Source organism: Stenotrophomonas acidaminiphila, from assembly GCF_001431595.1.
Classification (GTDB): Bacteria; Pseudomonadota; Gammaproteobacteria; order Xanthomonadales; family Xanthomonadaceae; genus Stenotrophomonas; species Stenotrophomonas acidaminiphila.
Genome location: NZ_LDJO01000022.1, coordinates 1 through 24,369, shown reverse-complemented (window position 1 = coordinate 24,369; position 24,369 = coordinate 1). Strand labels below are relative to the sequence as shown.

At 63.9% G+C, this 24,369-nt stretch carries 34 protein-coding genes and 1 other RNA gene; 9 read left to right on the top strand and 26 right to left on the bottom strand.

Annotated features, from left to right (window positions below; all coding sequences use genetic code 11):
• Window positions 1-256: 256 nt before the first annotated feature.
• The 16 genes from ABB33_RS06775 to ABB33_RS06700 form a co-directional block, all read right to left on the bottom strand.
• Entirely contained in the window at window positions 257-685 is a 429-nt protein-coding gene (locus tag ABB33_RS06775) for a DUF6362 family protein (RefSeq protein ID WP_049246996.1), read from the bottom strand.
• Window positions 678-887, bottom strand: a complete 210-nt coding sequence (locus tag ABB33_RS06770) for a hypothetical protein (protein ID WP_056931599.1) — start codon at window positions 885-887, stop codon at window positions 678-680. The genes ABB33_RS06775 and ABB33_RS06770 overlap by 8 nt, the downstream gene beginning before the upstream one ends.
• Before the next feature lies 1 nt (window position 888).
• Window positions 889-1,365, bottom strand: coding sequence for a crossover junction endodeoxyribonuclease RuvC (locus tag ABB33_RS06765; RefSeq protein ID WP_049246990.1), 477 nt, complete (start codon window positions 1,363-1,365; stop codon window positions 889-891).
• 129 nt (window positions 1,366-1,494) lie between these two features.
• Window positions 1,495-3,792: a phage/plasmid primase, P4 family gene (locus tag ABB33_RS06760; RefSeq protein ID WP_056931598.1), complete on the bottom strand. Its 2,298-nt coding sequence runs from the start codon at window positions 3,790-3,792 to the stop codon at window positions 1,495-1,497.
• The gene (locus tag ABB33_RS06755) at window positions 3,789-4,043 is read right to left on the bottom strand and encodes a hypothetical protein (protein WP_049246986.1); all 255 of its coding nucleotides are present in this window, start codon (window positions 4,041-4,043) and stop codon (window positions 3,789-3,791) included. Before ABB33_RS06755 ends, ABB33_RS06760 begins: the two co-directional genes overlap by 4 nt.
• Window positions 4,040-4,777: an isoleucyl-tRNA synthetase gene (locus ABB33_RS06750; protein WP_049246983.1), complete on the bottom strand. Its 738-nt coding sequence runs from the start codon at window positions 4,775-4,777 to the stop codon at window positions 4,040-4,042. Before ABB33_RS06750 ends, ABB33_RS06755 begins: the two co-directional genes overlap by 4 nt.
• The gene (locus ABB33_RS06745; protein WP_049246981.1) at window positions 4,774-5,274 is read right to left on the bottom strand and encodes a DUF6511 domain-containing protein; all 501 of its coding nucleotides are present in this window, start codon (window positions 5,272-5,274) and stop codon (window positions 4,774-4,776) included. The genes ABB33_RS06750 and ABB33_RS06745 overlap by 4 nt, the downstream gene beginning before the upstream one ends.
• A 9-nt stretch (window positions 5,275-5,283) precedes the next feature.
• On the bottom strand, window positions 5,284-5,931 hold the full coding sequence (locus ABB33_RS06740; protein WP_049246979.1) for a hypothetical protein: 648 nt from the start codon (window positions 5,929-5,931) through the stop codon (window positions 5,284-5,286).
• 5 nt (window positions 5,932-5,936) lie between these two features.
• Entirely contained in the window at window positions 5,937-6,797 is an 861-nt protein-coding gene (locus ABB33_RS06735) for an ATP-binding protein (protein WP_056931597.1), read from the bottom strand.
• The gene (locus ABB33_RS06730; RefSeq protein ID WP_049246975.1) at window positions 6,797-7,558 is read right to left on the bottom strand and encodes a BRO-N domain-containing protein; all 762 of its coding nucleotides are present in this window, start codon (window positions 7,556-7,558) and stop codon (window positions 6,797-6,799) included. The genes ABB33_RS06735 and ABB33_RS06730 overlap by 1 nt, the downstream gene beginning before the upstream one ends.
• Before the next feature lie 5 nt (window positions 7,559-7,563).
• Entirely contained in the window at window positions 7,564-8,040 is a 477-nt protein-coding gene (locus tag ABB33_RS06725; protein WP_049246972.1) for a hypothetical protein, read from the bottom strand.
• Between the two features lie 11 nt (window positions 8,041-8,051).
• A complete protein-coding gene (locus tag ABB33_RS06720; RefSeq protein WP_012479850.1) occupies window positions 8,052-8,315 on the bottom strand; it encodes a helix-turn-helix transcriptional regulator in 264 nt (87 codons plus the stop codon).
• Between the two features lie 94 nt (window positions 8,316-8,409).
• Window positions 8,410-9,339: a hypothetical protein gene (locus ABB33_RS06715; RefSeq protein ID WP_049246967.1), complete on the bottom strand. Its 930-nt coding sequence runs from the start codon at window positions 9,337-9,339 to the stop codon at window positions 8,410-8,412.
• A 13-nt stretch (window positions 9,340-9,352) separates the two neighbouring features.
• Complete coding sequence (locus tag ABB33_RS06710) at window positions 9,353-10,777, bottom strand: hypothetical protein (RefSeq protein WP_056931596.1); 1,425 nt, start codon at window positions 10,775-10,777, stop codon at window positions 9,353-9,355.
• 97 nt (window positions 10,778-10,874) lie between these two features.
• A complete protein-coding gene (locus ABB33_RS06705; protein ID WP_049246962.1) occupies window positions 10,875-11,687 on the bottom strand; it encodes an ImmA/IrrE family metallo-endopeptidase in 813 nt (270 codons plus the stop codon).
• The gene (locus tag ABB33_RS06700) at window positions 11,688-11,966 is read right to left on the bottom strand and encodes a helix-turn-helix domain-containing protein (RefSeq protein WP_049418374.1); all 279 of its coding nucleotides are present in this window, start codon (window positions 11,964-11,966) and stop codon (window positions 11,688-11,690) included.
• A gap of 170 nt (window positions 11,967-12,136) precedes the next feature.
• Between ABB33_RS06700 and ABB33_RS18140 the strand changes: the two genes are divergently transcribed.
• The 5 genes from ABB33_RS18140 to ABB33_RS06680 are packed head-to-tail and all read left to right on the top strand — an operon-like array spanning window position 12,137 to window position 14,996.
• On the top strand, window positions 12,137-12,322 hold the full coding sequence (locus ABB33_RS18140; protein WP_082595020.1) for a hypothetical protein: 186 nt from the start codon (window positions 12,137-12,139) through the stop codon (window positions 12,320-12,322).
• A gap of 5 nt (window positions 12,323-12,327) precedes the next feature.
• Entirely contained in the window at window positions 12,328-12,783 is a 456-nt protein-coding gene (locus tag ABB33_RS06695) for a DUF2924 domain-containing protein (RefSeq protein WP_056931595.1), read from the top strand.
• Window positions 12,780-14,150: a recombinase family protein gene (locus ABB33_RS06690; RefSeq protein WP_056931594.1), complete on the top strand. Its 1,371-nt coding sequence runs from the start codon at window positions 12,780-12,782 to the stop codon at window positions 14,148-14,150. Before ABB33_RS06695 ends, ABB33_RS06690 begins: the two co-directional genes overlap by 4 nt.
• A complete protein-coding gene (locus tag ABB33_RS06685; protein ID WP_056931593.1) occupies window positions 14,147-14,515 on the top strand; it encodes a hypothetical protein in 369 nt (122 codons plus the stop codon). The genes ABB33_RS06690 and ABB33_RS06685 overlap by 4 nt, the downstream gene beginning before the upstream one ends.
• Before the next feature lie 10 nt (window positions 14,516-14,525).
• Window positions 14,526-14,996, top strand: a complete 471-nt coding sequence (locus ABB33_RS06680) for a hypothetical protein (RefSeq protein ID WP_056931592.1) — start codon at window positions 14,526-14,528, stop codon at window positions 14,994-14,996.
• A 305-nt stretch (window positions 14,997-15,301) separates the two neighbouring features.
• Here ABB33_RS06680 and ssrA read toward each other — a convergent pair.
• Window positions 15,302-15,655: a transfer-messenger RNA gene (gene ssrA / locus ABB33_RS18135) on the bottom strand.
• A 377-nt stretch (window positions 15,656-16,032) separates the two neighbouring features.
• Here ssrA and ABB33_RS06675 point away from each other — a divergent pair.
• Both ABB33_RS06675 and ABB33_RS18505 read left to right on the top strand, forming a co-directional pair.
• The gene (locus tag ABB33_RS06675; protein ID WP_056931591.1) at window positions 16,033-17,184 is read left to right on the top strand and encodes a tyrosine-type recombinase/integrase; all 1,152 of its coding nucleotides are present in this window, start codon (window positions 16,033-16,035) and stop codon (window positions 17,182-17,184) included.
• Between the two features lie 152 nt (window positions 17,185-17,336).
• Window positions 17,337-17,621, top strand: coding sequence for a hypothetical protein (locus ABB33_RS18505; RefSeq protein WP_152984992.1), 285 nt, complete (start codon window positions 17,337-17,339; stop codon window positions 17,619-17,621).
• Between the two features lie 433 nt (window positions 17,622-18,054).
• Here the strand turns inward: ABB33_RS18505 and ABB33_RS06665 are convergent, their stop codons facing one another.
• Entirely contained in the window at window positions 18,055-18,987 is a 933-nt protein-coding gene (locus tag ABB33_RS06665; protein WP_056931589.1) for an SOS response-associated peptidase family protein, read from the bottom strand.
• A 50-nt stretch (window positions 18,988-19,037) separates the two neighbouring features.
• Here ABB33_RS06665 and ABB33_RS06660 point away from each other — a divergent pair, with 50 nt between their 5' ends.
• Window positions 19,038-19,268, top strand: a complete 231-nt coding sequence (locus tag ABB33_RS06660; protein ID WP_056931588.1) for a hypothetical protein — start codon at window positions 19,038-19,040, stop codon at window positions 19,266-19,268.
• On the top strand, window positions 19,261-19,476 hold the full coding sequence (locus ABB33_RS06655) for a hypothetical protein (RefSeq protein ID WP_056931587.1): 216 nt from the start codon (window positions 19,261-19,263) through the stop codon (window positions 19,474-19,476). Before ABB33_RS06660 ends, ABB33_RS06655 begins: the two co-directional genes overlap by 8 nt.
• Before the next feature lie 144 nt (window positions 19,477-19,620).
• On the opposite strand, the gene ABB33_RS06650 is transcribed toward ABB33_RS06655, so the two are convergent.
• The 8 genes from ABB33_RS06650 to ABB33_RS18495 all read right to left on the bottom strand — a co-directional run bounded on the left by ABB33_RS06650 (window position 19,621) and on the right by ABB33_RS18495 (window position 24,143).
• Window positions 19,621-20,721 (bottom strand): tail fiber domain-containing protein, encoded by a 1,101-nt coding sequence (locus tag ABB33_RS06650; protein ID WP_056931586.1) that lies wholly within the window; start codon window positions 20,719-20,721, stop codon window positions 19,621-19,623.
• A complete protein-coding gene (locus ABB33_RS06645; RefSeq protein ID WP_056931585.1) occupies window positions 20,722-21,237 on the bottom strand; it encodes a hypothetical protein in 516 nt (171 codons plus the stop codon).
• Between the two features lie 10 nt (window positions 21,238-21,247).
• Window positions 21,248-21,976, bottom strand: a complete 729-nt coding sequence (locus ABB33_RS06640; protein ID WP_056931584.1) for a hypothetical protein — start codon at window positions 21,974-21,976, stop codon at window positions 21,248-21,250.
• Window positions 21,976-22,437, bottom strand: coding sequence for a hypothetical protein (locus tag ABB33_RS06635; protein ID WP_056931583.1), 462 nt, complete (start codon window positions 22,435-22,437; stop codon window positions 21,976-21,978). Before ABB33_RS06635 ends, ABB33_RS06640 begins: the two co-directional genes overlap by 1 nt.
• Entirely contained in the window at window positions 22,434-22,919 is a 486-nt protein-coding gene (locus ABB33_RS06630) for a lysozyme (RefSeq protein ID WP_056931582.1), read from the bottom strand. Before ABB33_RS06630 ends, ABB33_RS06635 begins: the two co-directional genes overlap by 4 nt.
• Complete coding sequence (locus ABB33_RS06625; RefSeq protein ID WP_082595019.1) at window positions 22,912-23,166, bottom strand: holin; 255 nt, start codon at window positions 23,164-23,166, stop codon at window positions 22,912-22,914. Before ABB33_RS06625 ends, ABB33_RS06630 begins: the two co-directional genes overlap by 8 nt.
• Window positions 23,167-23,263: 97 nt before the next feature.
• On the bottom strand, window positions 23,264-23,848 hold the full coding sequence (locus ABB33_RS18500) for a hypothetical protein (RefSeq protein WP_152984990.1): 585 nt from the start codon (window positions 23,846-23,848) through the stop codon (window positions 23,264-23,266).
• A gap of 22 nt (window positions 23,849-23,870) precedes the next feature.
• Window positions 23,871-24,143, bottom strand: coding sequence for a hypothetical protein (locus ABB33_RS18495; RefSeq protein ID WP_152984989.1), 273 nt, complete (start codon window positions 24,141-24,143; stop codon window positions 23,871-23,873).
• Window positions 24,144-24,369 lie beyond the last annotated feature (226 nt).

The following is a 24,369-nucleotide window of genomic DNA, read 5'->3' as shown; positions in this document are numbered from 1 at the left end:
CGGGGTGGTAACCGGGGCCGGTAACCTGCCGACTGGTAACCTTGCCCGCGCCCTGACGCTAAAAAAGCGCCGCGCTGTCGCCCCCCGCATTGGATTCTGGCGAGGAAGGACCCCTTTTGCCTTGGGGCGCTTCCTTTGCTGTCACCGCTGTCCAGAAGATAGCTGAAATACTACCCCTGACTGGGCTGTTTTGTTGCATGCCTGCCGGGCCTCAAAACGGCCAAACAAGGAAAGGCGAGGACAAACGCGGCAAGCATTACCCTAAATTGCCCACGTTTTTGGACGGGAGCCGCGCGCCTTCGCCGTTGAGCTTCGTCGCCACGATCTCCAGCGCACGCTGCCACCTCCGCCACGCCGTCGTGCGGTCGCAGGCGAAGCGGATCGTGATGTCCCGCCAGCCGTATCGCTTGGCCCGCATCCATACGAGGTGGCGCTGCTCGATCTCCAGCCATTGCACCCAACGCATCACCTCCAGCATCCGGTCGATGGCCTCGGGGCTCGGTGGGAAGGGGCGGTACACCTTCTCATCCGCAGCAAACGCTTCCCACTCCGTGCGGACGAAGGCGGGCCAGCAATTGAAATAGCCCTGCACGCGTACCGGAGGCAGGCGTCGTCCGGTGCTGGCCGCATCTTCGAAACGCGCAGCCACGTCCTCAATCGTCCAGGTGTTGCGATGGTCAGCCATGACGTCGTCCTCCCGTGCCGTAGAGACGTTCGCCGATCTGACGCACCAGTTCACGCTCAACCCAGTCCAGGCGTTCATCGTCGGCATTGACGACCAGGATGTGCTGGTCAAGCCAGCCGCGCTGTTTGATGGCGTCCAAGTCCTGGACTTCAGGCTGCAGCCGCCCCAGCGGGCAGCGGTATTGGGGTGTCGGCACCTTCATCTCACACCTCCCGTTCCAGTGCGTTTTGCTCGATGGCCCAATGCAGCAGCGCCAGTGCATCGGCTTCGTTGTCGTCGACCGGGGCGTGGCCACGGGCACGGATGGATGCGATCACATTCTCCTTGCCTGCATTGCCCTTGCCGGTGGCGTGCTTCTTGATCGTGCCGACCGGCACGCCCTGGTATGGGATCTGGTGGTGCTCGCACCACGCCGTGAGCGTGGCCAGAAACCCGCCGTAGGCATGGGCCGCGTCGGTCGAGACATGGCGGCGCACTTCCTCGAAGTGCAGGCAGTCGATGCCGTCGCAGGACTGCTTGATCTCGGTGAGCCAGCGTTTGAATCTCAGGAAGCGCATTCCGCCGCCTTCGAAGCGTTGCGGCCGGAAGCTCTCCGATCCGCTGGTAATGTGCCCGTCGCTGCCGCGCAGTGCCCAACCGGTGGTGGTGCCCAGATCAAGGGCGAGGATCGTGGTACTCATGGTGTCAGTCCTTTTTTCATTGGCCTGACGGATCGGACGGGTCTCATCGAAACATCCCATGAGGCGCGCACGCACGCGCACGCGTAGGAGTTACGACGTAGTCCGTCCGATCCGTCAGACGCGGTTGTTTCAGTCATCGGCGTAAGGGGTGTAGGACGGTGCGGGCGGGTACTTGAGGCCCACGCCCTGAAACCCGCGCAGACCCATGCCGTTGCGCCATTTGTCCATGCCACGGGTGAGCAGCAGATCGGCAAAGCGCTTTTGGGAGCCCGTGAATTCCCCGGCAGCCTCAGCCCACAGCTTCCAGTCGTTGAACAACTCGGCGGTCAGCGACTTGGCGTTGGGCTCGCGCACGCAGCGCTCATCGAGCCAGCGGCCCAGGGCGTCCTCGGCTTCGAAATACTCCTCGGTGGCGTCCACCACGCGTTGTGGCGGGCTGAGTCGTCCGTGGCGCTGCCAGTCGAGACAACCCTGCACGGCCCACGCGAGGATGCCGTCACGTTCGGCCAGGAGCTTCTGTTGCAGGCTCTTGTCGCGGCGCTCGGGCGGCACGGTGATCGTGAAAGGGATCAGGTGCAGCCTGCGTTTCATCGCCTCGTCGATATTGCGAATAGCGGGCTTGTGGTTGCCCGCCACGAACAACTTGAACTGCGGGAAGAACTCAAAGAAGTCCTGGCGCATGAAGCGCGCTGAAATCTTGTCGCCACCGGTGAGGTTCTTGAGCTTGGACTCGGCCCACCGTTTTCCCTGTTCAGTTTCGATGGCCGCCACGAAGCGCGCACCGCGCAGTCCCGCCATATCGGTCGGGTGCCGGTCGGTGCGCGTCTCCATGAAGGTGTCCATCGGCGCGTTGGTCGCGTAGTCGCCCAGGATCGTGGCCAACGTGTTGACGAACACCGACTTGCCGTTCGCGCCCGTGCCGTACAGGAAAAACAGCGCGTGCTCTTGCGTCGACCCGGTCAGCGCGTAACCGACCATCCGTTGCAGGTAGGACTCAAGTTCCTTGTCGCCACCCGTGACCTCGTCGATGAACTGCCTCCAGGTCGGGCAGTCGCCGCTGGGCGTGGCTGTGGTGATCTTGGTCATCCGGTCGGCGCGCTCGTGCGGGCGCATCCGGCCTGTCTTGAGATCGACCACGCCGCCCGGCGTGTTGAGCAGCCACGGATCTGCATCCCATTCGTCGGTGGTGGCCGCGTGCCTGCGGTCAGCACGCGCTAGGCGTTCCACACCGCCGACCGTTCCTGCGCTGGCCAATTTGGCGGCGACCTTGGGGTTGTCGGCGCGTACAGCCGTCTGGCGACAAACGCTGCGAATCAGGTCCGTGGCCGCCAGCGTGTCTTCGGTGCGCCAGCGTTGTCCGTCCCACACCAGCCACTTTCCCCAGCCAGCCACGTAGCGCCAGTCGCGGTGGTAGCGGCGCGTGAAGGACAGCGCCAGCGCGTCCTCCGTACCCCAGACGGATTCGTCGCTGCTGACCACCGGATCAACGTCATCGGCGACGTCGTGCATCTGCAAACGTGGGCCGTGGGTGAGGAAGGTGGCGACATCAAAGCCCTCGGCGATGGCATCTGCCACGTCCCAGCCTTCTGCCGCCTCTTCGGGCGGATAGAGGACGTGGCAGGATTTGGCCCCCGCCGACAAGATGGCCTGTGCCGCCTGCGTGGCGTACTCCCAGCCCGGCTTATCGCGGTCGGGCCAGATCAGCACGGCCTTTCCGGCCAATGGCGACCAGTCGGTCTTGTCGACCGGAGCGTTCGCGCCGTGCATCGCCGTGGTGGCCACGATGCCCGCGTCGATCAGGGCCTGCGCGCACTTCTCGCCTTCGACCAGCACCACCTGCGCGGTACTGGTCATGCCTGGCTGGTTGTAGAGCGGACGCGGGTCGGGCGGTGCCATCTTGCGCCGCTTCGCATCCCAGGGCCGGAACTGCTTCTTCTGTCCGGGCGGGTCGTAGCGGTAAACGACGGCGATGAGATGGCCTTTGGCGTCGAGATAGTCCCACTTCGCGGTGGCGGGGCCGAGTTCGTCTACCGGCACGTCCTTCTTGTTGGCCTTGCGCACCGGCGTGGAACGCGTACGACCGAGCAGATCGGCGGCGGCATCGAGCACGCGCAGAAAGTCGCGGGTCACATCGATGCCGAAGTGATTGCCGATCAGCGCGTACACATCGCCGCCGGAGTTGTCGGCACGATCCGTCCATAGGCCTGCCTTTTCGCCTTCAAGCACCACCTCAAGGCTGTCGCCAGGGCTACCCAGCACATCACCGATCAGGAAGTTGCCCCGGCGCTTCTTGCCTGCCGGGAACAGAGTGAACAGCACCGATTCCAGCCGGGCGAGAAGTTCTGCGCGCAGTTCCTCCCTCTCGGCATCGTTGACGATGCGTGCTTGGCTTTCGGTGGGGGCGGCGGTGTCGTTGAAGTCGATCATTCGGCCTCCTCGACGGCGGTATCCGTATCTCCCGCGAAGCGGCTTTGCGCTGCCGCATTACGTGCCGCCCAAGTAGAAAGCTCTGACAGGCGATAGCGCACCAGCCCACCCATCAGGTAGTGAGGAATCCGGTACTTGCTGCGCATCGCGTGGTCGGCGAACCAGTAATACGGCAGGCGCAGCGCGGCAGCTGCCTGCTTGGCGTCGATCATCGGTTCGATGCCGGTAGATGAAAGGGTGTTGTCGGTCATGCTTGTGTCCTCCAGCAGCGGTCTTGCCATGCACACATCCGACATTCGAAGTGGGTCGGGTCATGGAAGCCACGTGGCAGCAGTTCGCCTGCTTCCGTGGCTGAGATGACCTTCACCGCACGATCCGACATGCGCTGGGCAAGGGCTGCATCAAAAGGCACGAGCTCGGTGTAGATCTCCATCGTGTCGGCGTTGAGCGCCGTGAAGATCGCCGGGTGCTCGTGCAGTTCGAGATAGGCTTGGTAGATCGCCACTTGCGCGGCGTAGATGGGCTTGGAGATCGCCAAGCCCTTTCTCTCCAGATCGCTCCAGGACTTGTTGCCAAGGCATTTGCATTCCCAGAGTCCAGGATAGGCAAAGCCCTCAGGGCCACCCACGATGACGCCGTCGATGTGGCCCTGCAGGCGACCGTCTGCCACCGAGAAACCGAACTGCTCGCCATCAGCCTTTCGGGTGCGCAAGTCAAAGCCTGCCTCCCGCAGCCACGCGACCATGCAGTCCTCCATGACATGGCCACGCTCGAAGATGCGCAGCATCCGGCCCGGGGTGTCCCGCCCGTGGTCGATGGGAGCCTTGGCGTACTCGAATTGCAGGGCGCGCTCGCAGGCCACCCCGAGGCGCGAGGCCCCGAGGTACTGGCGCTCGGATTGACGGGCTCGGGCCTGTTGCAACCCGGCGTCGACCAGGGCGGTGATCTGGCCCGCGATGCTCGATGAGGAATTGAAGTCCATCATGGCTTCTTCCCCTTCGGTTCATCCCAAGGCAGGTCATCCTCCAGATCCGCGAACGGATTGGCGGCATCGGGTGCCAGCGGATCGGGCGTGGGAGGCAAGCCCCGCACGGGCGGGAACTTGGTGACCTCGTGGTGCGCGACCATCGCCTCCGACCAGCAAGTGACGATGGCATCGATCACCCGCAGCGCTTCGGCCTCGGAGTAGTCGCCCAGAGGCTTGGTAAAACCGATCTCGCCCGCCGCCTCGCCGAAGGACTTGAGGCATTGGCGCATGGCGGCCAGTTCGACTTCAGACGGATCGATCATGGCGACCTCCGTCTTGCCGAGGTAGCCATCCTTGGCCTGTTGCCAGTTGCCGTACAGCGCGTGGAACGCGTCCTGGCAGCGACGGGAACAGAACACCCAGTCGAGCACGTAGCGGCGCGCATCGCCGGTCTTGAATCGACCGTCCGTGTGGCCGTAGCCGCGTGCTTGTCGTTTGCAGACCCAACATTTCATCGGCCTCCCTCACTGCGCCCACGACGGTTTGCCCGTCACGGGTGCGCGTTGGGCAGGCGCTGCCTGATACGCGGGTGCCGCTGGCTGTGCCGGAGCACCGGAGGTGCCACCACCCGTGGTCTTGGGCGGCACGCCCATCAACTTGGCGTAGTCGGGGTGATCGGGTTCGACCGCGACCTTGACCACGTTGCGGTCCTGGCCCTTGCCATCCTTCTCGATGTCGACGCGGGCGAGGAACTCGAGGCCATCCAGTTCGTGGAAGCCCTGGATGCGGCGCGCGGCGGCGGCCTGCGGACTGTTGTCCTGCGGGTGGACGTTGCGGGCGCTGTTGAGCGCGGCGCGAATGAAGCTGCGCCCCATCTGACCCCAGGTCGGCCCCTTCTGCGAATGCAGGCCGATGTTCGACCACATCTTGCGTTTGGCGTGGTCGCCAGCGGTGACCACGAACTCGGCGGCCAGATAGATCGAACCGGTGTCGAAGGACTCGGTGGCGTAACCGCCGCCCCAGCCTTGGCTGGGATCGTCATAACCACCGGGCTTGAGGGTCATGCGCACAGCGACAACGGTGCCCTTGGGGATCAGGTCAAAGCCGGATTGCTGCGATTCGGCGTCGTTGAAGTCGTTCCAGTTGTTGCTGGTGGTGGATTGCTGGGTCATGGCGATTACTCCTGAGATTCGTGGGATTGGGTGGTGGCAGTGCGAACGGGCGTGGCGGCGGGCTCACCCGCGCACTTGGCGATCAGTGCGCGCAAGTTGGGCGGCTCGAGCGGATCGAGGCGACCGCTGCGGTCTTTGGCGGGGAAGCCGTAGGGATTGACGGTGTGCGTGACGAAGGCGCGGTAGGTGCTGCCACTGCCGTCTGCTTCCTGGGCCTTGATCTCGGCCAGCGTCACAACCTCGTCGACGATGCCGGGCAGCTCCAGTGCGGTCTTGCTGCCTTCGATCTGCGGCACGAACACCTTGCGGTTGTAGTCATCGAGCCGCTCGTCGAGGATGGCCACGAACACCACGTTCTTGCCGCGTGCGTGCTGCAGATGGGTCAAGGCGCTGATCATTTCCTGCCCGAGCAGGCCGTAGGCGCCGCGCATGTCCGGCTTGCCGGTACGGTCGCTGACCGCGCCGGGTTGCGTCTTGCACCACGCGAAGCACTGGCGCGACAGCTGCGTGATCGAGTCGAGGAAGAAGGTCTGGTAGCGGTCCAGTTGCGCCGGGTCACCGTACTTCTCGACGACGTGATCGAAGTGCGCCTGCGAAAACGCCGACTCCGGCGGCAGCGACTTGTCCGGGCCCGCGAGAAACACGAAGAAGTCGCGGCTCTCCGGCCAGGATGCCGGACGGATGGTGTCGCCGGGCCAGTCGGCCACGGCGAGATCGCCCGCCTCAATGTCGAGGAACAGCGTGGTGGCCGGGTCGAGATCCTTGAGCCGGGTGGTCTTGCCGATGCCGGATTTGCCCAGCATCAAGAGCTTCACGCCCTTGCGTTCGGCCATGCGCTGCTGCGCGGAGATGATGGGAAGGCTCATTACGCGGCCTCCTTCAGTTCATCGGCGACGGCGGGATTCCAGAGGATCTGGTAGCCGCTGTGGCCGTTGCGCGAGTACGGCATGGCCTCGGCCCATGCTTCACCAGCCTCGGACAGTTCCCATTCGTCACGGTCGTTCCGGAACTGCAGGCCAGCCGCTGCCAGCATCTGGTTCGTGGCTTTGGCCGAGCGGTTGAGCAGCTTGCCGAGCTGGGTGGCGTTGAGCGCGCAGATCGGTTCGTTGGCCGACGGCAGCGCGCGGCGCAGCACCTCGGTGGTGATGCCCGTGTTCTCCTGAATGCAGGTGAGCGTTGCCGCCGCTGCGATGCCCGGCTTGACGCCCGGCACCTTCGCCACAGCCTCGCCGATCAGCAGAATCGCGGATACACGGTCATGGGTCGGTGCAGGCAAGGCCGCCAGCGCAGCGGGAACGGCATAGCTGCCGGTCTTGCGGATCGCGGGCAGCACCTCGCTGGTCACCCAACGTTTGAAGCGCTTAGCGGCATCCTTGGTGCTGCCGAGGATCAGGGCGTAGAGGCCCGACTCGTTGACGTGGTTGGCGCGCTGGGTGCGTCCAAGGTTGTCGATGACGTCGCGTTTTGCGACATCATCCGAATCGACGTGTTTGGTGAGAGCATCGCGCGGATTCGAGAGTTCCAAAGCCGCGCAGACGTCGGCGGCGTTGAACCACGGCTGGCCCGCGTCGTCGACCTGAACGCGCACAGCGTGCGCTTCAAACTGGAAGGGAATGATTGCACTCATGGCTATTACTCCGAATCAAGGGAAAGAGTGAAAGACGGCTTGCCGGAATCCACGGTGCGAGCGGCGGCGAACTGCTGCTGCAAGGCAGGCGGCCAGTTCGTGAAGCGGGATTCGGAGACGGACAACTTGATGTCGAGGTAGCCCTCGACCTTCTCGCCTGACGCCACGATGCGTTCGGCGATTTCGGTCAATTGCTGCTGGTTCCAGCTGACCTTCTTGGGCAACTCGAACTTGAGCCGCAGCGGGCCATCGCTGATGTGGGCGGTGCCGAAATCGCGGCCGGATTCACGCAGCGCGGCGCGGGCCTGCTCGCCGTAGCAATGATCCAGCGCCGCGTCGAACTTGGTGCGGGCCTTCTTGAGCCAGTCGATAGCCGCGTCGAGGTTCTTGTCGATCTCGCGCTTCTGCTCGGGCGGCAGTGCGGCCAGTTGGCTGACGGACATCTCGGCGATGTCGGCGGGGAAGATGGTTAGATCGCTCATGGCCGTCCTCCTCACTGATACGCACGAGTGAAGCTGGAGTAACGCGAGACGCGCCGCTCAAAGGCTTCGATTTCGTGCAGGAGGTAGGTGACCCGGCGGCCGAGCTTGCAGTAGATCGGTCCGAGCTGTTCCTGACGCCAGCGGCGCAGGGTCTTGACGGAGAGCCCCCAGCGGATGGCGAGCTCGTTTTCGTCGAGGGCGATGCACACGGCACCGCCGGGGTTGGGTCGGAAGGAATCCCGACCGGTTTGGGTTGCTGGAACTTGGGTTTGCATTTCGATGTGCCTCCTAGATGAAATGGGCACATCGAAGTCTCCGCATGGAACTACGGACTGAATCCGGATCGGGCTCCGGAAAAAACTACGACTTCTACTGGCGGCGCACTTGGTAGTAGCCGCCAGACTTCACGAGAACGAGGAAGTCCTCCCTTGTTTCCTTGTCACCAAAGGCCTCATCAAATGACCGGGCAGCAGAGTGAACTTGCGTCTTGACGTCTGCCCACTTCATGGCCGGAGGTGTCTTGCCTTCCACGCCCCACATCACTTTCAGAATTGCTGCGCGCGTATCACTCACCAATCGTGATGAAGCAAAGTGAGGCAATTTCACGCGGGTGCCCTGCAGGTACTGCAATGGCTCGGACTCACCGCTGGGCGTGACGTAGCCGCGCAGCACGCGGTCGAATGCGCTTGCATCGAAAACATCCTGCCCATTGTCCAGGCGAACGAACTCATCGAGCGCCCGGATCACATGATCACGGGGCAGATCTGCCTGAACTTGGCGGGCCTGCAAAATCACACCGCCGCGTGACCATGCAGGATCAGCCAGAACAGAAGATGTATTGACGGCTGGCGCACGTGCCCACGCGCGCCCAACAAACACCGGGGCAAAATCATGCGTCCCGGCGACGCGCAGGTCGCCGAGATGCCAGAGATGCTGTGGCGTGCGGCATGGGCGGCTGGCACGTCGCCGATCTTCGATGCCCACCATGCGTGCCAGATCGGTCAGCCATCGTTCGATCTGGATACCGCACAGTGCGATCTCGTTCAAGGGCTGCACCACAGTGCGCCCATCCAGCGGACTGCGATAGCGGTAGCAGCCCGCATCGGGATCGGCCTCGATCTCGACCTCGCATTCAGAGTCGAGGAACGGGGCCATGACATGCGTGAGATGACCCTCGTCGGTGATCCAGCCCCGCTGCAGGAGCTGAGAACGGTCACGTCCGAACGTTGTGGCCAGCACTGGTGTATCCAGGCTCGATAGCCTGTCGATGGCGGTGAAGAAGCGTAGATGCAATGACATCGTCGACGCTCCCTCAGAATTCGCTCAAGACGCCGAGGCGAATCAACTGCTCCAGTACGCGCTTGCGGTCGTCCTCGGTCTTACTCTTGTCGTTCAGGCCGTTGGGGGCTGTGATCTGGACGGCGACGTTGTGTGCCTTGCGGTGGGGCTGTGTGGCCATGCGCATCACCAGCTTCACCTGTACCAGTGCGTACTGGCTCAGATCTTCGGCGCTGTAATCCTCGTAGGCGACCTGATAGACGTTGCGGCTGTCACGCCGATCGCGGGTGATCTCCATCTTGCTCGCCAGCTGCCGAGCGACGGTCTTGCCGCCAAGTTCGAGCAACTGTTCAAAGGGCTTGGCCACCTTGATCTGAAGAATGTCGATGCGCTCGATGTCCGCGATGCGATCCTGCTCCAGCCGCTTGAGCATGGCCGAGGTCGAGAACCCGAGCAGATCGAATTGACGCATCGGCATGTCGTCAATCGCGCCCTCGTGCGCCAGCGCCACGTCGCGGAAGATGGTGGCAAGCTCCCGGCGCTTTTCCCGGTCTTCGCAGAACACTGTCAGCGCCCCGGTTGCCGGTTCCCAGGAAAAGCGTGCCGACATGGCAGCTGGTTCCTCGTGGTCGACCACCTGGCCGTCTTCCACCTGCCGGTAATGCGCCGTAGAACCATTGAAGGTTGCGCACAGCGTGTGCAGCTGTGTCAGCGGCTCGTCGTCGGCATCTTCATCGTCATCGCGCTGTGCGTGGGACAAGCCGCACCGCACAAACTGCTCGATCAGGATTTGCTCTTTCGGCACATGCGGGAACAGCTCTGCAATCCGTGTGCGAAGTGCTTCCTGGATGTCATCGCCATTTTTCGGCTCCACGCCCTTGGGGCCAAGGTAGTGGCTGGAGAAGTGCTCGCTTTTCCACTGGCGGTGCATCACCTGTTCGTGCTCCGCGTGATCGAAGCGCGCTTCGCGGCGTGCTCCAGCCTCGGGAAACTCCTGCAGGAGATACAGGTGCAATGCGCGGCTATGGCGGTCGCTGGGCATTGCGAGCACGGTGGCATCGTCTTCGCGCCGGGCGTCGAGCACCGCCTGAACAGCTTGAGCGCCGTAGTCATCGCTGAGCAGGATCACTCGTTCGACGGCATCCTCGAGGCGCTGGCGGATGGCAGCATCCAGTTTGGCCACGCAGTGGAAAAATGCCTGACGGGATTCGACCGGCAGTTTTCCTTTGGAGGCATCGGCCAATGCCTGAAGTTCCGGCAACGCGTCGCCGCTGGCCAGTTCAAGCAGGCGCACCACCAGCGCCGGACGCTTGACCTTGCGCAGCAGATCGACGAAATGCTCCATTCCGGGGAGGATGGCAGGGCCATCATCTGACCGTTGCTCGCGCGCCCGCTTCGGTGACGACTTCGGGTTGACCGCTTTCTCCTGCTGGGCGGTGGTGGTGTGACCGGTAGGCATAGGCAGACTCCTTCGTAAAGTGCGCGATTGCGCGAGTTGTTAACTGCGAGATTCAAAAAATGCCGACACGAGGTCGGCGCGGATGGGATGGTGATGATCAGCGCACGGCGTTCTCCGGGCGGATCAGGCCGTAGCGTTGCAGGCGCACCTGCACAAAGCGTGGATTGACGCCAAAACGCAGGGCCAGCGCACGTTGCATCAATTCCATGTCGGCGGCGTCGCTGGCGGCGAGTTGCATGCTGGTGCCGGGAATCTCCGGATCAAGCGACGGGCCACGATGAATGCTGACGTTGTATTCCGATGCCAGCTCCTCAGCTGCCGTGCTCAAGAGCTTGCGCGGCACCAGCAGCGAGCCCATGAACTCGTTGGCACGCAGCTCGGCAAAATGCACTTCCGTCGCCAGTGCTGCTGATGGGGCTGTAGGTACTTTTGCCAAGTGCTCGCTGTCCGGCGTGGTGGTGCGGTAGGCGCGCTGCACGACTGGCTCCAGGGCATCGAACAGTCCTGGGCCTTTGCTGCCGTCCATGATCCAGCCTGGGGCATCGAACACAGCGTGGCCGAGTTCATGTGCCAGCGTGCTCAGAGCCAGCAGCTCACTGAGTTTTTCGCCGACGGGCGACACGCACACCATCGCGGTGTCTGGTGCGTAGGGGTCATACTCGCAGATGCCGAAAACGTGGTTGCCATCCTCGTCATGCACCTCGCAATCAGTGCTGACCTCGAGCGCGAAGTCGATACCGTTGATCTTCAAACGGTCGATCTGGCGCAGCGTGTCGAAGGCAATGGCATCAACACCGCTTCCCACCAGCTGCTGGCGGGCGAGTGCTGCGATGGCTTCGATCTCAACGTGCTTGATGAATTTGGGGCGCTTGCGGTCGCAATGCCGGTAGTCGAGGGTCAGAACCGGCATTCACTTTTTCTCCGTTACTTCCCGGCGGTACATCCGCACCACGCTGGCCACATCGTCGCGCATATCGGGGGGCAGACGGCTGGCCTCCACGAAGGCGTCGTCCGGGTCGATGCCCAGAATCTCGGCCGCCTTGCGGATCAGCTCATCCTTGGGCGGCTTTTCCATGTCGCGCTCGATGCGTGACCAGTAGGCAGGCGATATCTCGAGTTGACGCGCGAACTCGTTCATCTGGATCTGCTTCTCTTCGCGCTTTTTGCGAATGAAGGCTCCGAAAGGCATGGGTGTTTCCTGGTTGCGTGATTGGTTAATGGAGTGATCGTACTTCCCCGCTGCAAGGCCGTCAACTGTTTAGTTAACGCGAAAATTTGGCCGCAGATTACCCGGAATTGCCATCCGCTTCGGAAGATCAGGCTCACTATCCCTGACGGTTGCTATTCCCCGGAGCCGTCATGAAGAACCTCGAACTTGCATCTCCCCCGGAGATGTCCGCCAGCGCCCGTGCTGGCGAAATCACTACCATCCTTGCGGCGGCCATCGTCCGCACGCTTGTCGCAGACGAGCCAAAACAAAGAGCAGTTGGCCTTGGCTTCCTGCCCGACCAGCGCGTTCATCCAACCCCCTATCAACAGGAGTAGTTGTGATGAACGACCAACACACATCGGTGGCCGCGCAGGTGGCGGCCTTGCCATCCTTGGCGATGGCCGAGGTCTGGGCGCTTTGGGATCGATTTTTCCCGCGCCGCCCGGACAAGACCAATCGCGTCTATCTGGAATCCCGCATCGCCTACAAGTTGCAGGAAGAAGCCTTCGGCGGACTCGATCCCGATACCCGCAGGCGGCTGGCCAACATCGGCGTGCGCCACTCCAAGATTAAGCAGCCGCGCAAGGCCCGGGACATCACGCTGGCCCCGGGCACCGTGCTGGTGCGCGAATGGGGCGACCGGGATCACCACGTCCGGGTCACCGCTGACGGCACCTTCGACTACGAGGGCAAGCAGTTCAAAAGCCTGTCCGCCGTCGCGCGCCACATCGCAGGCACCCCGTGGTCGGGGCCATTGTTCTTCGGCCTGCGCCGCGCTGGGGAGGGTTACGAATGAACGACGTTCCCCACAACAAGCCGCGCCAGCGTTGCGCGGTCTACTGCCGGGTGTCCTCGGATGAGCGGCTCGATCAGGAGTTCAACTCCATCGACGCGCAGAAAGAAGCGGGCCACGCCTACGTCGCCAGCCAGCGTGCCGAGGGCTGGATTCCGGTGGCCGACGATTACGACGACCCCGGCTTCTCCGGCGGCAACACTGAGCGTCCGGGCTTGAAGCGCTTGATGGCGGACATCGAGCGCGGCCTGATCGACATCGTGGTGGTCTACAAGATCGACCGTCTGACGCGCAGCCTTGCCGATTTCTCCAAGATGGTCGAGGTGTTCGAGCGCCACAACGTGTCCTTCGTGTCGGTCACCCAGCAGTTCAACACCACCACGTCGATGGGGCGGTTGATGCTCAACGTCCTGCTGTCCTTCGCCCAGTTCGAGCGCGAAGTGACCGGCGAGCGCATCCGCGACAAGATCGCCGCCGCCAAGCGCAAAGGGATGTGGATGGGCGGCGTCCCGCCGCTGGGCTACGACGTCGAGAACCGCCTGCTGGTCATCAACGACACCGAGGCGGCGGTGGTGCGGCGCATCTTCGAGGAGATGCTGACCATCGGCTCGCCGACGCAGATTGCCGCCAACCTGACCGCCGAGGGCATTACCACCAAGGCGTGGACGACGCAGGAAGGCATCACCCGCGCAGGCACGCGCATCGACAAGAAGTACCTGCACAAGCTGTTGCGCAACCGCATCTACCTCGGGGAGTTGTCGCACAAGGGCACGTGGTACCCCGGCGCGCATCCGGCCATCATCGACCACGGCCTGTGGGGCAAGGTGCATGAACTGCTGGCCAAGGACGGGCACGCCCGGTCGGTGGAAACCAAGATCAGGTCGCGCACCGATGCCTTGCTGCGCGGCCTGCTGTACGCGCCGACCGGCGAGCGGATGTACCCGACCTACTCACGCAAGAACGGGCGCAAGTACCGCTACTACGTGTCGAAGTCGGAAGTGCGCTACGGAGCGAGCGGCAAAACCTACGAGCGCATCCCGGCTGACGAAGTGGAGTCAGCGGCCATCGCCCAGATCAAATCGGTGCTGGCCAGCCCCGAGGCGATCACGGCGGTCTGCCAGTTCATTCAGCGCAACGGCGCGCAGATCACCGAGGACATGGCGGTGATGGCGATGCACCGCTTGGGCGATGTGTGGGAGAGGCTGTATCCGGCAGAGCGACACCGCATCGTCAACCTGATGGTCGAGCGCGTGGATCTCGTCCCCGGTGGCCTGAAAGTGAGCTGGCGCGAGCTGGGCTGGAAGGCGCTGATCGGTGAGTTTGCCCCGGACAGCATCGGCGCAGAACTGGTCGAGATGGAGGCGCAATGAACGACTCCGGCACCTTGGAAACCTTCGTGCCGCTGGTGTTCAAACGCCGGGGGAGTCGGCGTCTGGCCGACACCGGCGCGGTGGCGCACGACCCGACGATCATCGAAGCGGTCGCCCGAGCCTTTCACTGGCAGCACCTGCTGGACGCTGGCGAGTTTGAAAGCGGCGCGGCCATCGCCCGGGCGGAGGGGCTGCATCACAGCACTGTCAATGAACTGCTGCGCCTGACCTTGCTGGCCCCGGACATCGTCGAGCAACTGCTCGCAGGTCGCCAGCCCCGACGCCTCACGCTGATCTGGTTTCAGCGCAACCCCATTCCGGTCGACTGGCAGCAGCAGCGCCAGATCATCCAGTCCTTCGAGTAGGAGACAGCACATGGCCAAGAAAGACATCGGCAAGTTCACCGGCGAGGCGGTCACCTTCCAGCTCCCCAATCCGGCTGGCGGGGTGAAGATGGAGACGTTCATTCCGTGGACGCTGGTCAAGCGCGGCGTGCGACGCAAGATCATCACGCCGCTCGACACGCCACAGGCGTTCGCGGATGAGTCTGCGCAGGAACGCGCAGCGGCGCAGGACAGCGCCTTGGTGCGGGCGCTGGGGATGGCGCACCACTGGCAACGCCTGCTCGACGACGGGCGGTTCACCTCGATGACCGAGATCGCGCAGGCCGAAGGACTCAACCCCGGGCGGGTCAGCACGATTGCGCGGCTGGTGCATCTGGCTCCGGATGTCGTCGAGGCCTGCCTGACCGACGGCAGCGGGATCGCGCTGGAGCACCTGATCCGCAACGGCAGCCTGCCGCTGGACTGGCAGCAGCAGCGCAGGATGATCCAGGCCAGAAGCTGATGGTCAGCACCTCCGCCATGCGCCGCCTCCGGGCGGTTTTTTTACGCCCGTTGCATTCTCGGTCGCGCCGTCTACAGCAGACGAAAAACGCAACCCGGCACGCGCAAACCCGCGTTTTTGCTGGGTACGGGGCGTTTTCCGGTAAAGAGCCGGACAGAGAACAGAGAGAGAAAACGGAGCCAGAAGGCCCGGAAACGGGCGCTGTCAGAGGGGCGGCGCTAAAGAGGCTACCGCCCGAAACCGCGCCAACACTGGCGCTGCGGGCAGAAAAAAACCCAACCGATAAGGGTTGGGTTTTCAAGTATTGGTGGAGGTGGGCGGAATTGAACCGCCGTCCGAAGGCACTCCATCCCCGGCACTACATGCTTAGCTCGCCGTTGTATCTCGCCCCGGAACAGCACGGCGCGCAAAGCGCATCCCGGAACCAGCCCGCTTTATCTAGCTAGGGGCTGACGGGCAGCCACCCCATGCGATTCCGTGATGATGACCCTACGCAGCGAGCACGGACACAAGCTGTTTCGGGGCTTAGGCCTTAAGCGGCCAGAGCGTAGTTGTCGTCGTTGGCAACTATGAGTTGTGCAGCTGGATTTACGAGGAAAGCTACCCCCTCGGCATGCGCCAAGCGACTTCACAACCCCCGTCGAAACCAGTGCACCCCCGATTTCTTCAAGAATTCTTCCGTCCTGATCGCCCTGACCCATGATGCGGCCCGGTCGATGCTCGACAGCGGCCATGGTACGCGATGCGGCGTGATGCGTCACCTGCACGCGACCGGGTGGACATCTTCCAGTCATGCGCCGTGTCCGTCCAATCCAGGACCGCGGTACGAACACGCATCCTGAAACGAAAAACGTCCGCAAACCCGGGGCTTGCAGACGTTTTTCAACTGGCGGAGTGAGAGGCCGATTCGGCCTTCCCTAGCATTCTCTGCGAGGCTAAAAACCCAGCAGTATCAAGGCCTGCGACTCCGCACCCTTATCCTGCCTTCTCATACAATCCCGGCCCGAAACATGGGGCAGATGATGGGGCAGATTCGATGGCTCGACCGATCCACCGCCTGAGTGCCCGGGCGGTTCAGACCCTGACAAAGCAAGGCTACCACGCGGACGGCGGCGGCCTGTACCTGCTCATCGGCCCGACCGGGGCAAAGTCCTGGGTGTTGCGCTACCAGCGCGCCGGCAGGCGTCGCGAGATGGGGCTGGGATCAGCGGCCGTCGTGTCGCTGGCAGAAGCCAGGCAGGCCGCCGTGGCCCAGCGCAAGCTGCTGGTGACCGGAGACGACCCCATCGCTACCCGGCGGGCCGCGAAATCAGCTGGTGCCACGTTTGGAGAGGCGGCGGACGCCTATATCGCCGCGCACCGTTCCGGCTGGAAGAACGAAGCCCAAGCCGAACAGTGGTTCCAGTCCCTGAGGGACTACGGCCCGGCCCGAGCCACGCCGGTGGCCGAGGTCGACACCCAGATGGTGATGGCCTGCCTGCGACCGATCTGGGAGAAGAAGACGGTCACGGCCACCCGCGTTCGCGGCCGCATCGAGCGGGTTCTGGACTGGTCCAAGGTCCATGGCCTGCGGGAAGGCGAGAACCCGGCCAGGTGGCGGGGCCACCTGCAGAACCTCCTGCCCAAGCCGTCCAAGGTCACCAAGGGGCGGCACCACGCGGCCATGCCCTATACCGAGGTGCCGGCATTCATGGCCACGCTCGCCGAGCGGGACGCCAGATCCAGGCGCGCGCTCCGCTTCACCATCCTCACCGCCACCCGTACTGAGGAAGTGGTCGGGGCGCAGTGGTCCGAGTTCGACCTGGATGCCGCGGTCTGGACGATCCCTGCCGGCCGGATGAAGGGCGGTCGGGAACACTCGGTGCCGCTGACATCGGCCGCGTTGGCGATCCTGAAGCCACTGAGCCGGAAGGAGCCGCCCTTCCGGCTGTCGGAGAACGCCATGCTGTATCTGGTCCAGAAGCCGGCACCGAAGGGCTTGGGGCTCCCCTTCACCGTCCACGGTTTCCGTTCCACCTTCCGCGACTGGGCGGCCGAAACGACCGAGACCCCGAACGAGGTGGTCGAGATGGCTCTAGCCCACGCCATCCGGAACAAGGCCGAGGCGGCGTATAGGCGCGGAAGTCTCCTTGAACGCCGGCGAACGCTGATGGAGCAGTGGGAAGCGTTCTTGGGCCTTCGGCCATGAGCAGGATCATCGGTTCAAATTGGCGTCAGCCCAAGAACAAGCAACCATGGATGCAAGGCGAAATGAAGCGAAAATGACTGTAAGTTCTGCGTTAACGATCATATATACAAGAATTGCTGCTAGCTTTGAATCTCACAAACAAGGAGATTCTCGTGCTTACTGAATTCGATTGCCCGCTGAAGACTTACGGCAACGTGGTGCGGGTGGTTGCCCCGCTGCGCGCGGAAGTGGAAGGCGAATTAGCACGGATCGGGGCGGAAGCAGAGTGGTGCCGAAGCGTCGGCGGCATCGAGCCCCACAGCGATCACGGCGATCCCACGGCAGCCGTAGCTGTGTGGAGCGCAATTGTTCCTGAGTCGAGCGCCATGGATGAGATCAAGGCCTGGATTGATCGGCGAAACGGAACCAGTGCACATCCATTTGGTCGCGCCAACTAACTGAAACGATGACGGTAGGCGTGCCCACAGCGCCAGCCGTCTCATCCCCTGATCACTCGCGGGCGCACCATGCCGCAATGGACACCCCCGCCCTCCCGCCTGAGTTCCACTGGCGCCCCCATGTAGGGCAAACCCGGGCGCTGCAGTACGGCCCGCACATGATCGCCATCGTGGCTCCAGCCGGAAGCGGGGCGAGGTCGACGCGGAACGTAGGCACCTTGAACGTGACCGATAAGTCACATCCCGACATGGATGCCGCCAGCCGGTTCATCGCCGCCTGGTCCGCGAAGTGGCGGGATCGAATCGTGGCCCAGTACGCGGGGCTGGGAGTCGGGGTTCCCCTCGCGCCCCAGCACCGCGACGAGCCCGCGCAGGCATTGCCGTTCCCGGTGCCGGCAAGGAAGCCGCGAAGGCGGCGGTAGGCCTGGATCAGCTACGCAGCGATGCGGTGCTCGTAGTATGGGTGCCGCTTGTCATCGAATATGGCGTACAGAGCCTGCAGGTTTGCAGGGTCCGGGTTGAGCCAGGCGTCGACGTGCTCGGGCTTGATGTTGATGATCGTCCGGTCGTGGCCGGCCGCGGCGACCTCGGGCTCCGGGTCGTCGGTGACGGCAGCGAAGCTCAGCAGGTCAGGCTCCTGCCCCTTCGGATCCGTCCAGTGGGACCACAGGCAGGCGATCAGCATCTGCTCCCCGGTCCTGGGCACGAACTCAAGGACACGGTTCTCACCGTCGATCTCGACGTGCTCGTAGAACCGGTCGGCCACGATGAGGCCGTGGGTCCGGCCGAAGGCGGGCGCCCAGAACTTCTCCAAGCTGTCCCGGCGGGCGTTGTAGGTGCCCGGGAACTTGGTGTCGTAGAAGGCCGGCTTGCCAGCAAGGCGGCATTGGTAGCGCATGGGTTTGACCACCAACCGGCCGCCCTCGCTCACCAGGACCGGGCAGTAGTAGCCGGGGAACATCCGCGAGTCCTTGGGCTCGGGGCGCGACCGCTTCAGGTCCGCGATCCGCGCCTTGATCTGCTCGATCTTGTTGCCGGCGATGCGCTTCTCGTTCTCCGCGGTCTTGGTCGGCTTGGTGCCCAGCTTCCGCTCGGCGTCTGCCAGGCGCTTGGCCTGGCGGAACAGCTCGGTCTCAAGCTGTGCGACGTCCTCGGCGTCCCATTGGCGAATCTCCTGCGCTATCCCAACCACGTCGGGGTCGTCCGAGGTCAGGAACGACAGGTCCAGCGCCCGTGGCGTCCTGGGCCGGCGCTCCTTCCCCTCGTCGTGCAGCCACATCTTGGCGAACGCCTTTTTGTCCAGCACGGCGCCGAACTTGCGAACGAACTTGGTGTATGCGGCTTCGATCTGGGCTGAGTAGCACATGGGGACCTCCGTTGACCGGAGGATAACGCCACCACCGTAGGATCGACGTCATGCCCCACCTCACACGTTCGCAGCTCGATGACCTCCTGAAGGGCCTGCGCGAGCAGGCCATCCAGATCGCTCGCGACTACCCTCCCGGGGACCAGGCAGAGGCCATCGCCGGGGAAGCTGAAGCCATCGAACGCTACGTGGCGGCGAACGACTCCGACTACTTCCACAACAAGGTGGCCACCATCATGCAGGCAGTCGGGGCGGTAGAACCGGAGGGAGCCCATGAATAGCCAGCGTGCCGACTACGACCTGGCATTCAACGAGCTGCAGCATGCGGTGTCCGAGCATGGCCCCGGGCCTGAGGTGGACGCCGTCCTGGAAGCGATCGAGATCCGCCTGATCGGCCGCTACCCCGAGGACGAGCATGCAATCCACGAGCTGATCGCATCGTGGCTGGTCACCCTGCGCGTACAGACCAGCCTCCGGGGCTTCATCTAGGCGCCAGCTGCCCCCGCGTCCATGCGGGAGCCCGGCGGGGTTGGCCTGGACTGTCAGTCGGCGCGCTGGTGCCGGCAATTGATGGTGGAGCAGACACGCGGGGGCATCAATCAGGGTAGCCCCATGCCGCCCGTGGGAATCCGCCTACAGCCCAGCTTGGCTCAACCGATGCTCGATCGTGGCAAGCTGGTGGGCCAATCCGCGCGCGATGAACGCCAGCAGCTCGTCCATTCGAAACGAGTACCGGTTGCCTGCAGGGCGGTACTCCTGCACGACCTCGAACCCCGCTTCCATCGCCTCCTGCACCAGGTTTCCCAAGTCGTCTACGACCTGCGGCATGGCGCCCCATTCCTCGCGGATCTCCTGCTGCTCGTCCCATTCGTCAAAGCAGATGAAGCCGTAGGCGAACGGGTCCAGGCCGTGAGCCTCCAGGATGGCCACGGCTCCCTGGACCGTCATGCCGATATGCTGCCGCGCCAGCTCCCCCTTCTCTTGGACCATTGTGAGCCACCGGTAGGCGCCAATCTCGCGCCCCAGCTCGATTGCCGCGGCGATCTCTGCGGCGGTCAGCTCACGCACCGGTGTCTTCTCGCGCGCATCGGAGGTGTTGATCGTGCCAGTAGCCGCGTACATCACACCCCACCTGCGGCTGGCTGATCCGACGCTAGAGTAGTTGTCAGCGTTCGGGACCACCGTGCTGGAACTCTCGAAGCCACTGATCAGGTTGCGGAAGAAGCCATCCGCTCCCAGGCGGAAGTAGTCCGTCGTGCCGAACCTGATGAACACCCCATTCGCATCGGCGCGGAGCCTGGCGTTCCCGGTGCCGAGCAGAACGCCAGACGCCCCCGAAAACCGGTTGCTGTTGCCGGAGAACTCCTTGTCACCGCTGACCGTCTGGCTGTTGGCCAAGGTGACGACGTCCGCCGGGCCGACGCTGGACGACGCCCAGGAAGTGATGTTCGAAGGGATCGAGAACAGATTGGTGCCCCACGTAGCTCCGACCGTGGCTCCCGTGGCAATGCCAGCCAGCTTCGTTGACTGGGCGGTCGTGAATCCCTGGTACCCAGTCGCGTAGGTAACGGTCAGGGTCCCCGATGTGGTGACCGGACTTCCCGAGGTCGAGAAGCCGGTCGGCATCGAGAGGGCTACGGACGTGACGGTCCCTCCCGCACCCGCCACCGTGTCACCAGCAGGCAGCTGGACTGTCTCTCCGTCGACGCGGACGAGCGGCCTGCGCTGGGTCACTTACAGCACCACGTAGTCGTAGTCGTCCGTGACCAGCTCCGTGGCGCTCTTGGCCATGCCCAGCTTCTGGTCGATCTTGCCGGTGTTGCCGGCGTCGGCCGCGTCCAGGGGCACTGCGATGACGCCCCCGGCAGTGCCCAGGTAGTAGTTGGTGCCGACCGTCAGGCCGGTGAGCGCGTCGTTGACCGAGTCGAGCGGGTAGCCCGTCCCTTCTGCATCCGCGGCGACGGACTCACGGACGAAACCGTGGGCCGGGCGCGCGTTGGAGTTGTCGGCCAGGCGCGCCTTGAGCACCCCGCTGTCGGAGAACCGGTTGTAGAACTTGCCGGCGCCGATCGTCTCGCTGGCGATGATCGGCTCGCTGGGATCTGCGCCCGGGTCGTACATCGACGGATCCAGCTTGCCGTCGCTGCCCAGGGCCGGGATCTTGCCGGCGTCGCCAGCACCAGCCGATGCGGTGATCGGCGTGTACTGCTTGGTCTCGCCGGCGTTCCGATAGAGGACCTTGTCCACCATTTGCGTGCTCCTATGCCAGCTTCACTGGCTCATCGAAAGTGAGGTTGAGGCGGGTCGGCGACGGGGCGTACCCGACGACGATTTCCCAGCCGGTGGTCGGCGGGACCTGGGTGAGCGCGCCGCTGGGCCCGGCGAATACGAACCCCGGGGACCAGGACCAGCCGGCGTCATCGATCGATCCGCCGGCCTTGATGCTGATCGCGGCGCCTGCATCGCCCGCGGTGATCGAGATGCCCAGCATCCCGGCGACCGACGCAGCGTCGGTGGGATCCAGGTGGCGGACGCCATCGGCGCCCTCCGAGACCAGCCGCAGTGCCGATACCGTGGCCGCAGCAGGGCGAACCAGAGGGGCCAGCGAGACAACCGGATCACCGGCGGCGCCGTCTGCGTTCTCGACTTGGATGCCCTCGCCGGCCGCGATCGAGCGCTGGTGCCAGGTCCCATCGCTCCCGCGCACGGCCAGGCCCGCCCCCACCAGAGCGGCCAGCTTCTGCAGGTTCGCCGGCACCTCGCGGACGAGCCGCCAGACGGTCGACGCGATGCCGCCCGTGGAGCCACCGGTACTGCTACCGGAACTCCCGCCGGCCTGGCCGCCGTAGTTGCGGACCTGCGACTCTTGGACCAGCGAGCCGTCCGGCCAGCGCAAATCCTTGCCGATGGTTGCCCCGTTGGTGCCATCGCCTCCGACCCGGACAACACGCCCGAGCTGGTCCTTCAGCTTGATCTTCGTCCCGGCCATCACTGCGCCACGTAGGCCCGGATTACGGCTTGGCAGGCCGCGAGCTGGTCGTCTGCGTCGCGGCCGGCTCGAACAACAGCCCCCGCAAATTCCGCTCGGCGCTCGGCGGCCGCATCACGTTCGCGGGCGGCGGCACTGGCGTCGGACAGACGCTGGGTTTCGCAGCTCGCCCAGCCGTCGCGCAGCCGGAGATTGCCAGCACGCAGGTCAGCAACAACAGCATCAGCGACGGCCGGGGCCGCAGCGCGGGCTTGCTCATGAGTCTCTCCGATGGTGGCCAGGGTGTCGGCCTGCTGGTGCTCGGCGCTGCGAGCGGTTTCTACGGCCGTGGTCTCGGCCTGGGCCTGCTTGGTGGCCTGCCGGCTCTGGGCCAGGTCGGCGGAGCGGTCGCGCCACTCCCAGCCCGCCCAGAAGGACAGCCCGACGAGCAGGGCGGCGGCAGCGGCGTAGACCCGGTTCACTGCGGCCCCTCGCACATCTCGCGCTCATCGCCCCGCCGCAGGGTCAGCCCACGGAGCTCGCGGCCGCCTGCCTTGTTCCATCGGTCGAGCTCCGCACACGCCCCCGGCCAGTCGTTGGCCTGGGCCTTGCGCTGAAGGGTCGAGCCGCAGACGACCTTCGGGCCCAGGTTGAAGGCCGCACTCGTCAGGGCCGCCTCGACATGCCGCAGCATCGGCACGCCCATGCACCGGCGGACGTACCCGTTCGCCTCGGCCATGTCCTGTGCCAGCAGCGCGTCGCACTCGGCACGGGTGTACCGCTTGCCGGCCTGCACGGTCTTGGTGTGCCCGTAGCAGACGGTCAGCACCCCGACGCTGTCCCGGTAGGGCTCGTACCGGACGCCCTCCCACTTCTGGATCAGCGGGGCCGCCAAGGCGAGGACACCCGCCAGCGCCACCGCGGCGACGCCTCCGCCAACCACCTTGGTCTTGGCGTCAGTCATCGGAGTCCCCCTGCACCGGGTCGAACCGGCGGCCGGAGAGCATCAGCTTGTGCAGCTCACTCTTCCGGCGGTTGTCCAGGACCTTGAAGTAGACCTGCACCAGCAGGCCCAGGAAGGCGATGAACAGGCCGCCGAACGCGGCAATCTCGTTCGCCGTCAGCCCGCCGAAGAACGCAACGCCGCCGCCGCCGTAGGCGACCTTCTGCGCCACCGCCGCAATCGTTGCTTCCGCCGCCTGATCTTTCATGCCCTGCCCCGTTCCGTTTCGGACATGCTGGGGCAGTCGGGCAAGGGTTCAACGGAGCCAGAAAACAAAGACCCCGCCGTTTGGCGGGGTCATTTCTTCATGCGAGGCAAAGATCGCTCAATCTCTCAAGGATTACGCCTTCAACCTTCTGCAGCTTCTCCTCAACCGGCTTGGGAGCTTCCTTTGCTGCCTTAGTTGCAGCGCTCCCGGCAACAGATTGCGGCGCAACTCGTACCGCGTTTGCCCGTGCATAGGCCTGGGCCATGGCGCCTTCCCAAAGTCTGCGGACCTGGCCGCTGTACTTCGGATCGTACAGCAGGCATGCCATTGCAAATGCGTGTAGCGCGGGTTGAACTATCTTCATATCTTCTGCTGAGAGCCGAAGCTCCGAATCGCGATCCTTGCTGCGCTCACCCTCAACAAACGAGAGCATTTTCTCGCGATTCTTGCCAAGATCCGTAAGTATTGTGTCGGACATGACCAGTACCGCCATGCGGCGTGCGAAGTCACGCGATTTCGCGGAGTTACCACCGTCTTCCATCACGCCAGCGCAGAGAGCCAAGGTTGCGCGCTGCAGAGAGCGCACATAAGGATCAAGCCGCGCTCGACGGTATTGCTTGAGCGCAGCGGTGGCGACCACAAACAACGTCAATACCAAAGCGATTTGAAGAATGGTCTCCATAGATTCCTCCTAGATGGCTCGCTCAGCTTCCCTTCTTGAGCTTTGCCATTGCCTTCTTATGTGCTTGCTCCATCTTTTTCAACTCGGTGATTGCCTTAGCCGCCTCTTGCGACTTCAGTACGTCGTAGTACTTCCACCGTGTAGTGCTCCAAGCTGTACACCAGATCGCAAAGCAGATAATGATTGCTACAAGCAGCAGTGCCGTGACCGGATGCGTAGTTGCGGCAAGAATCAGAACTTGAGTGACGCCTTCGGCAGGCAGCACCTCACCCGGGTTGATTTTCAATGCAGTCACCGACCCTCCCTGTCGTTGTCGAAATTGCCGACCGGAACCGGGCGGCCATTCAGCTTTCGTAAGCAAATGCTATCACCAGCCAGAGCCCAATTGGTGTAAGTCCATGCTCTTGGATGACTCAGTGGTTCATCGCCAGACCGGCGGAGTACTGGAATTTAACAATTCACCCCAGAATTCTTGCTCGCCCCCCCCCCAAGGCACCCCACCCGGGACCTCCTACGCCGGC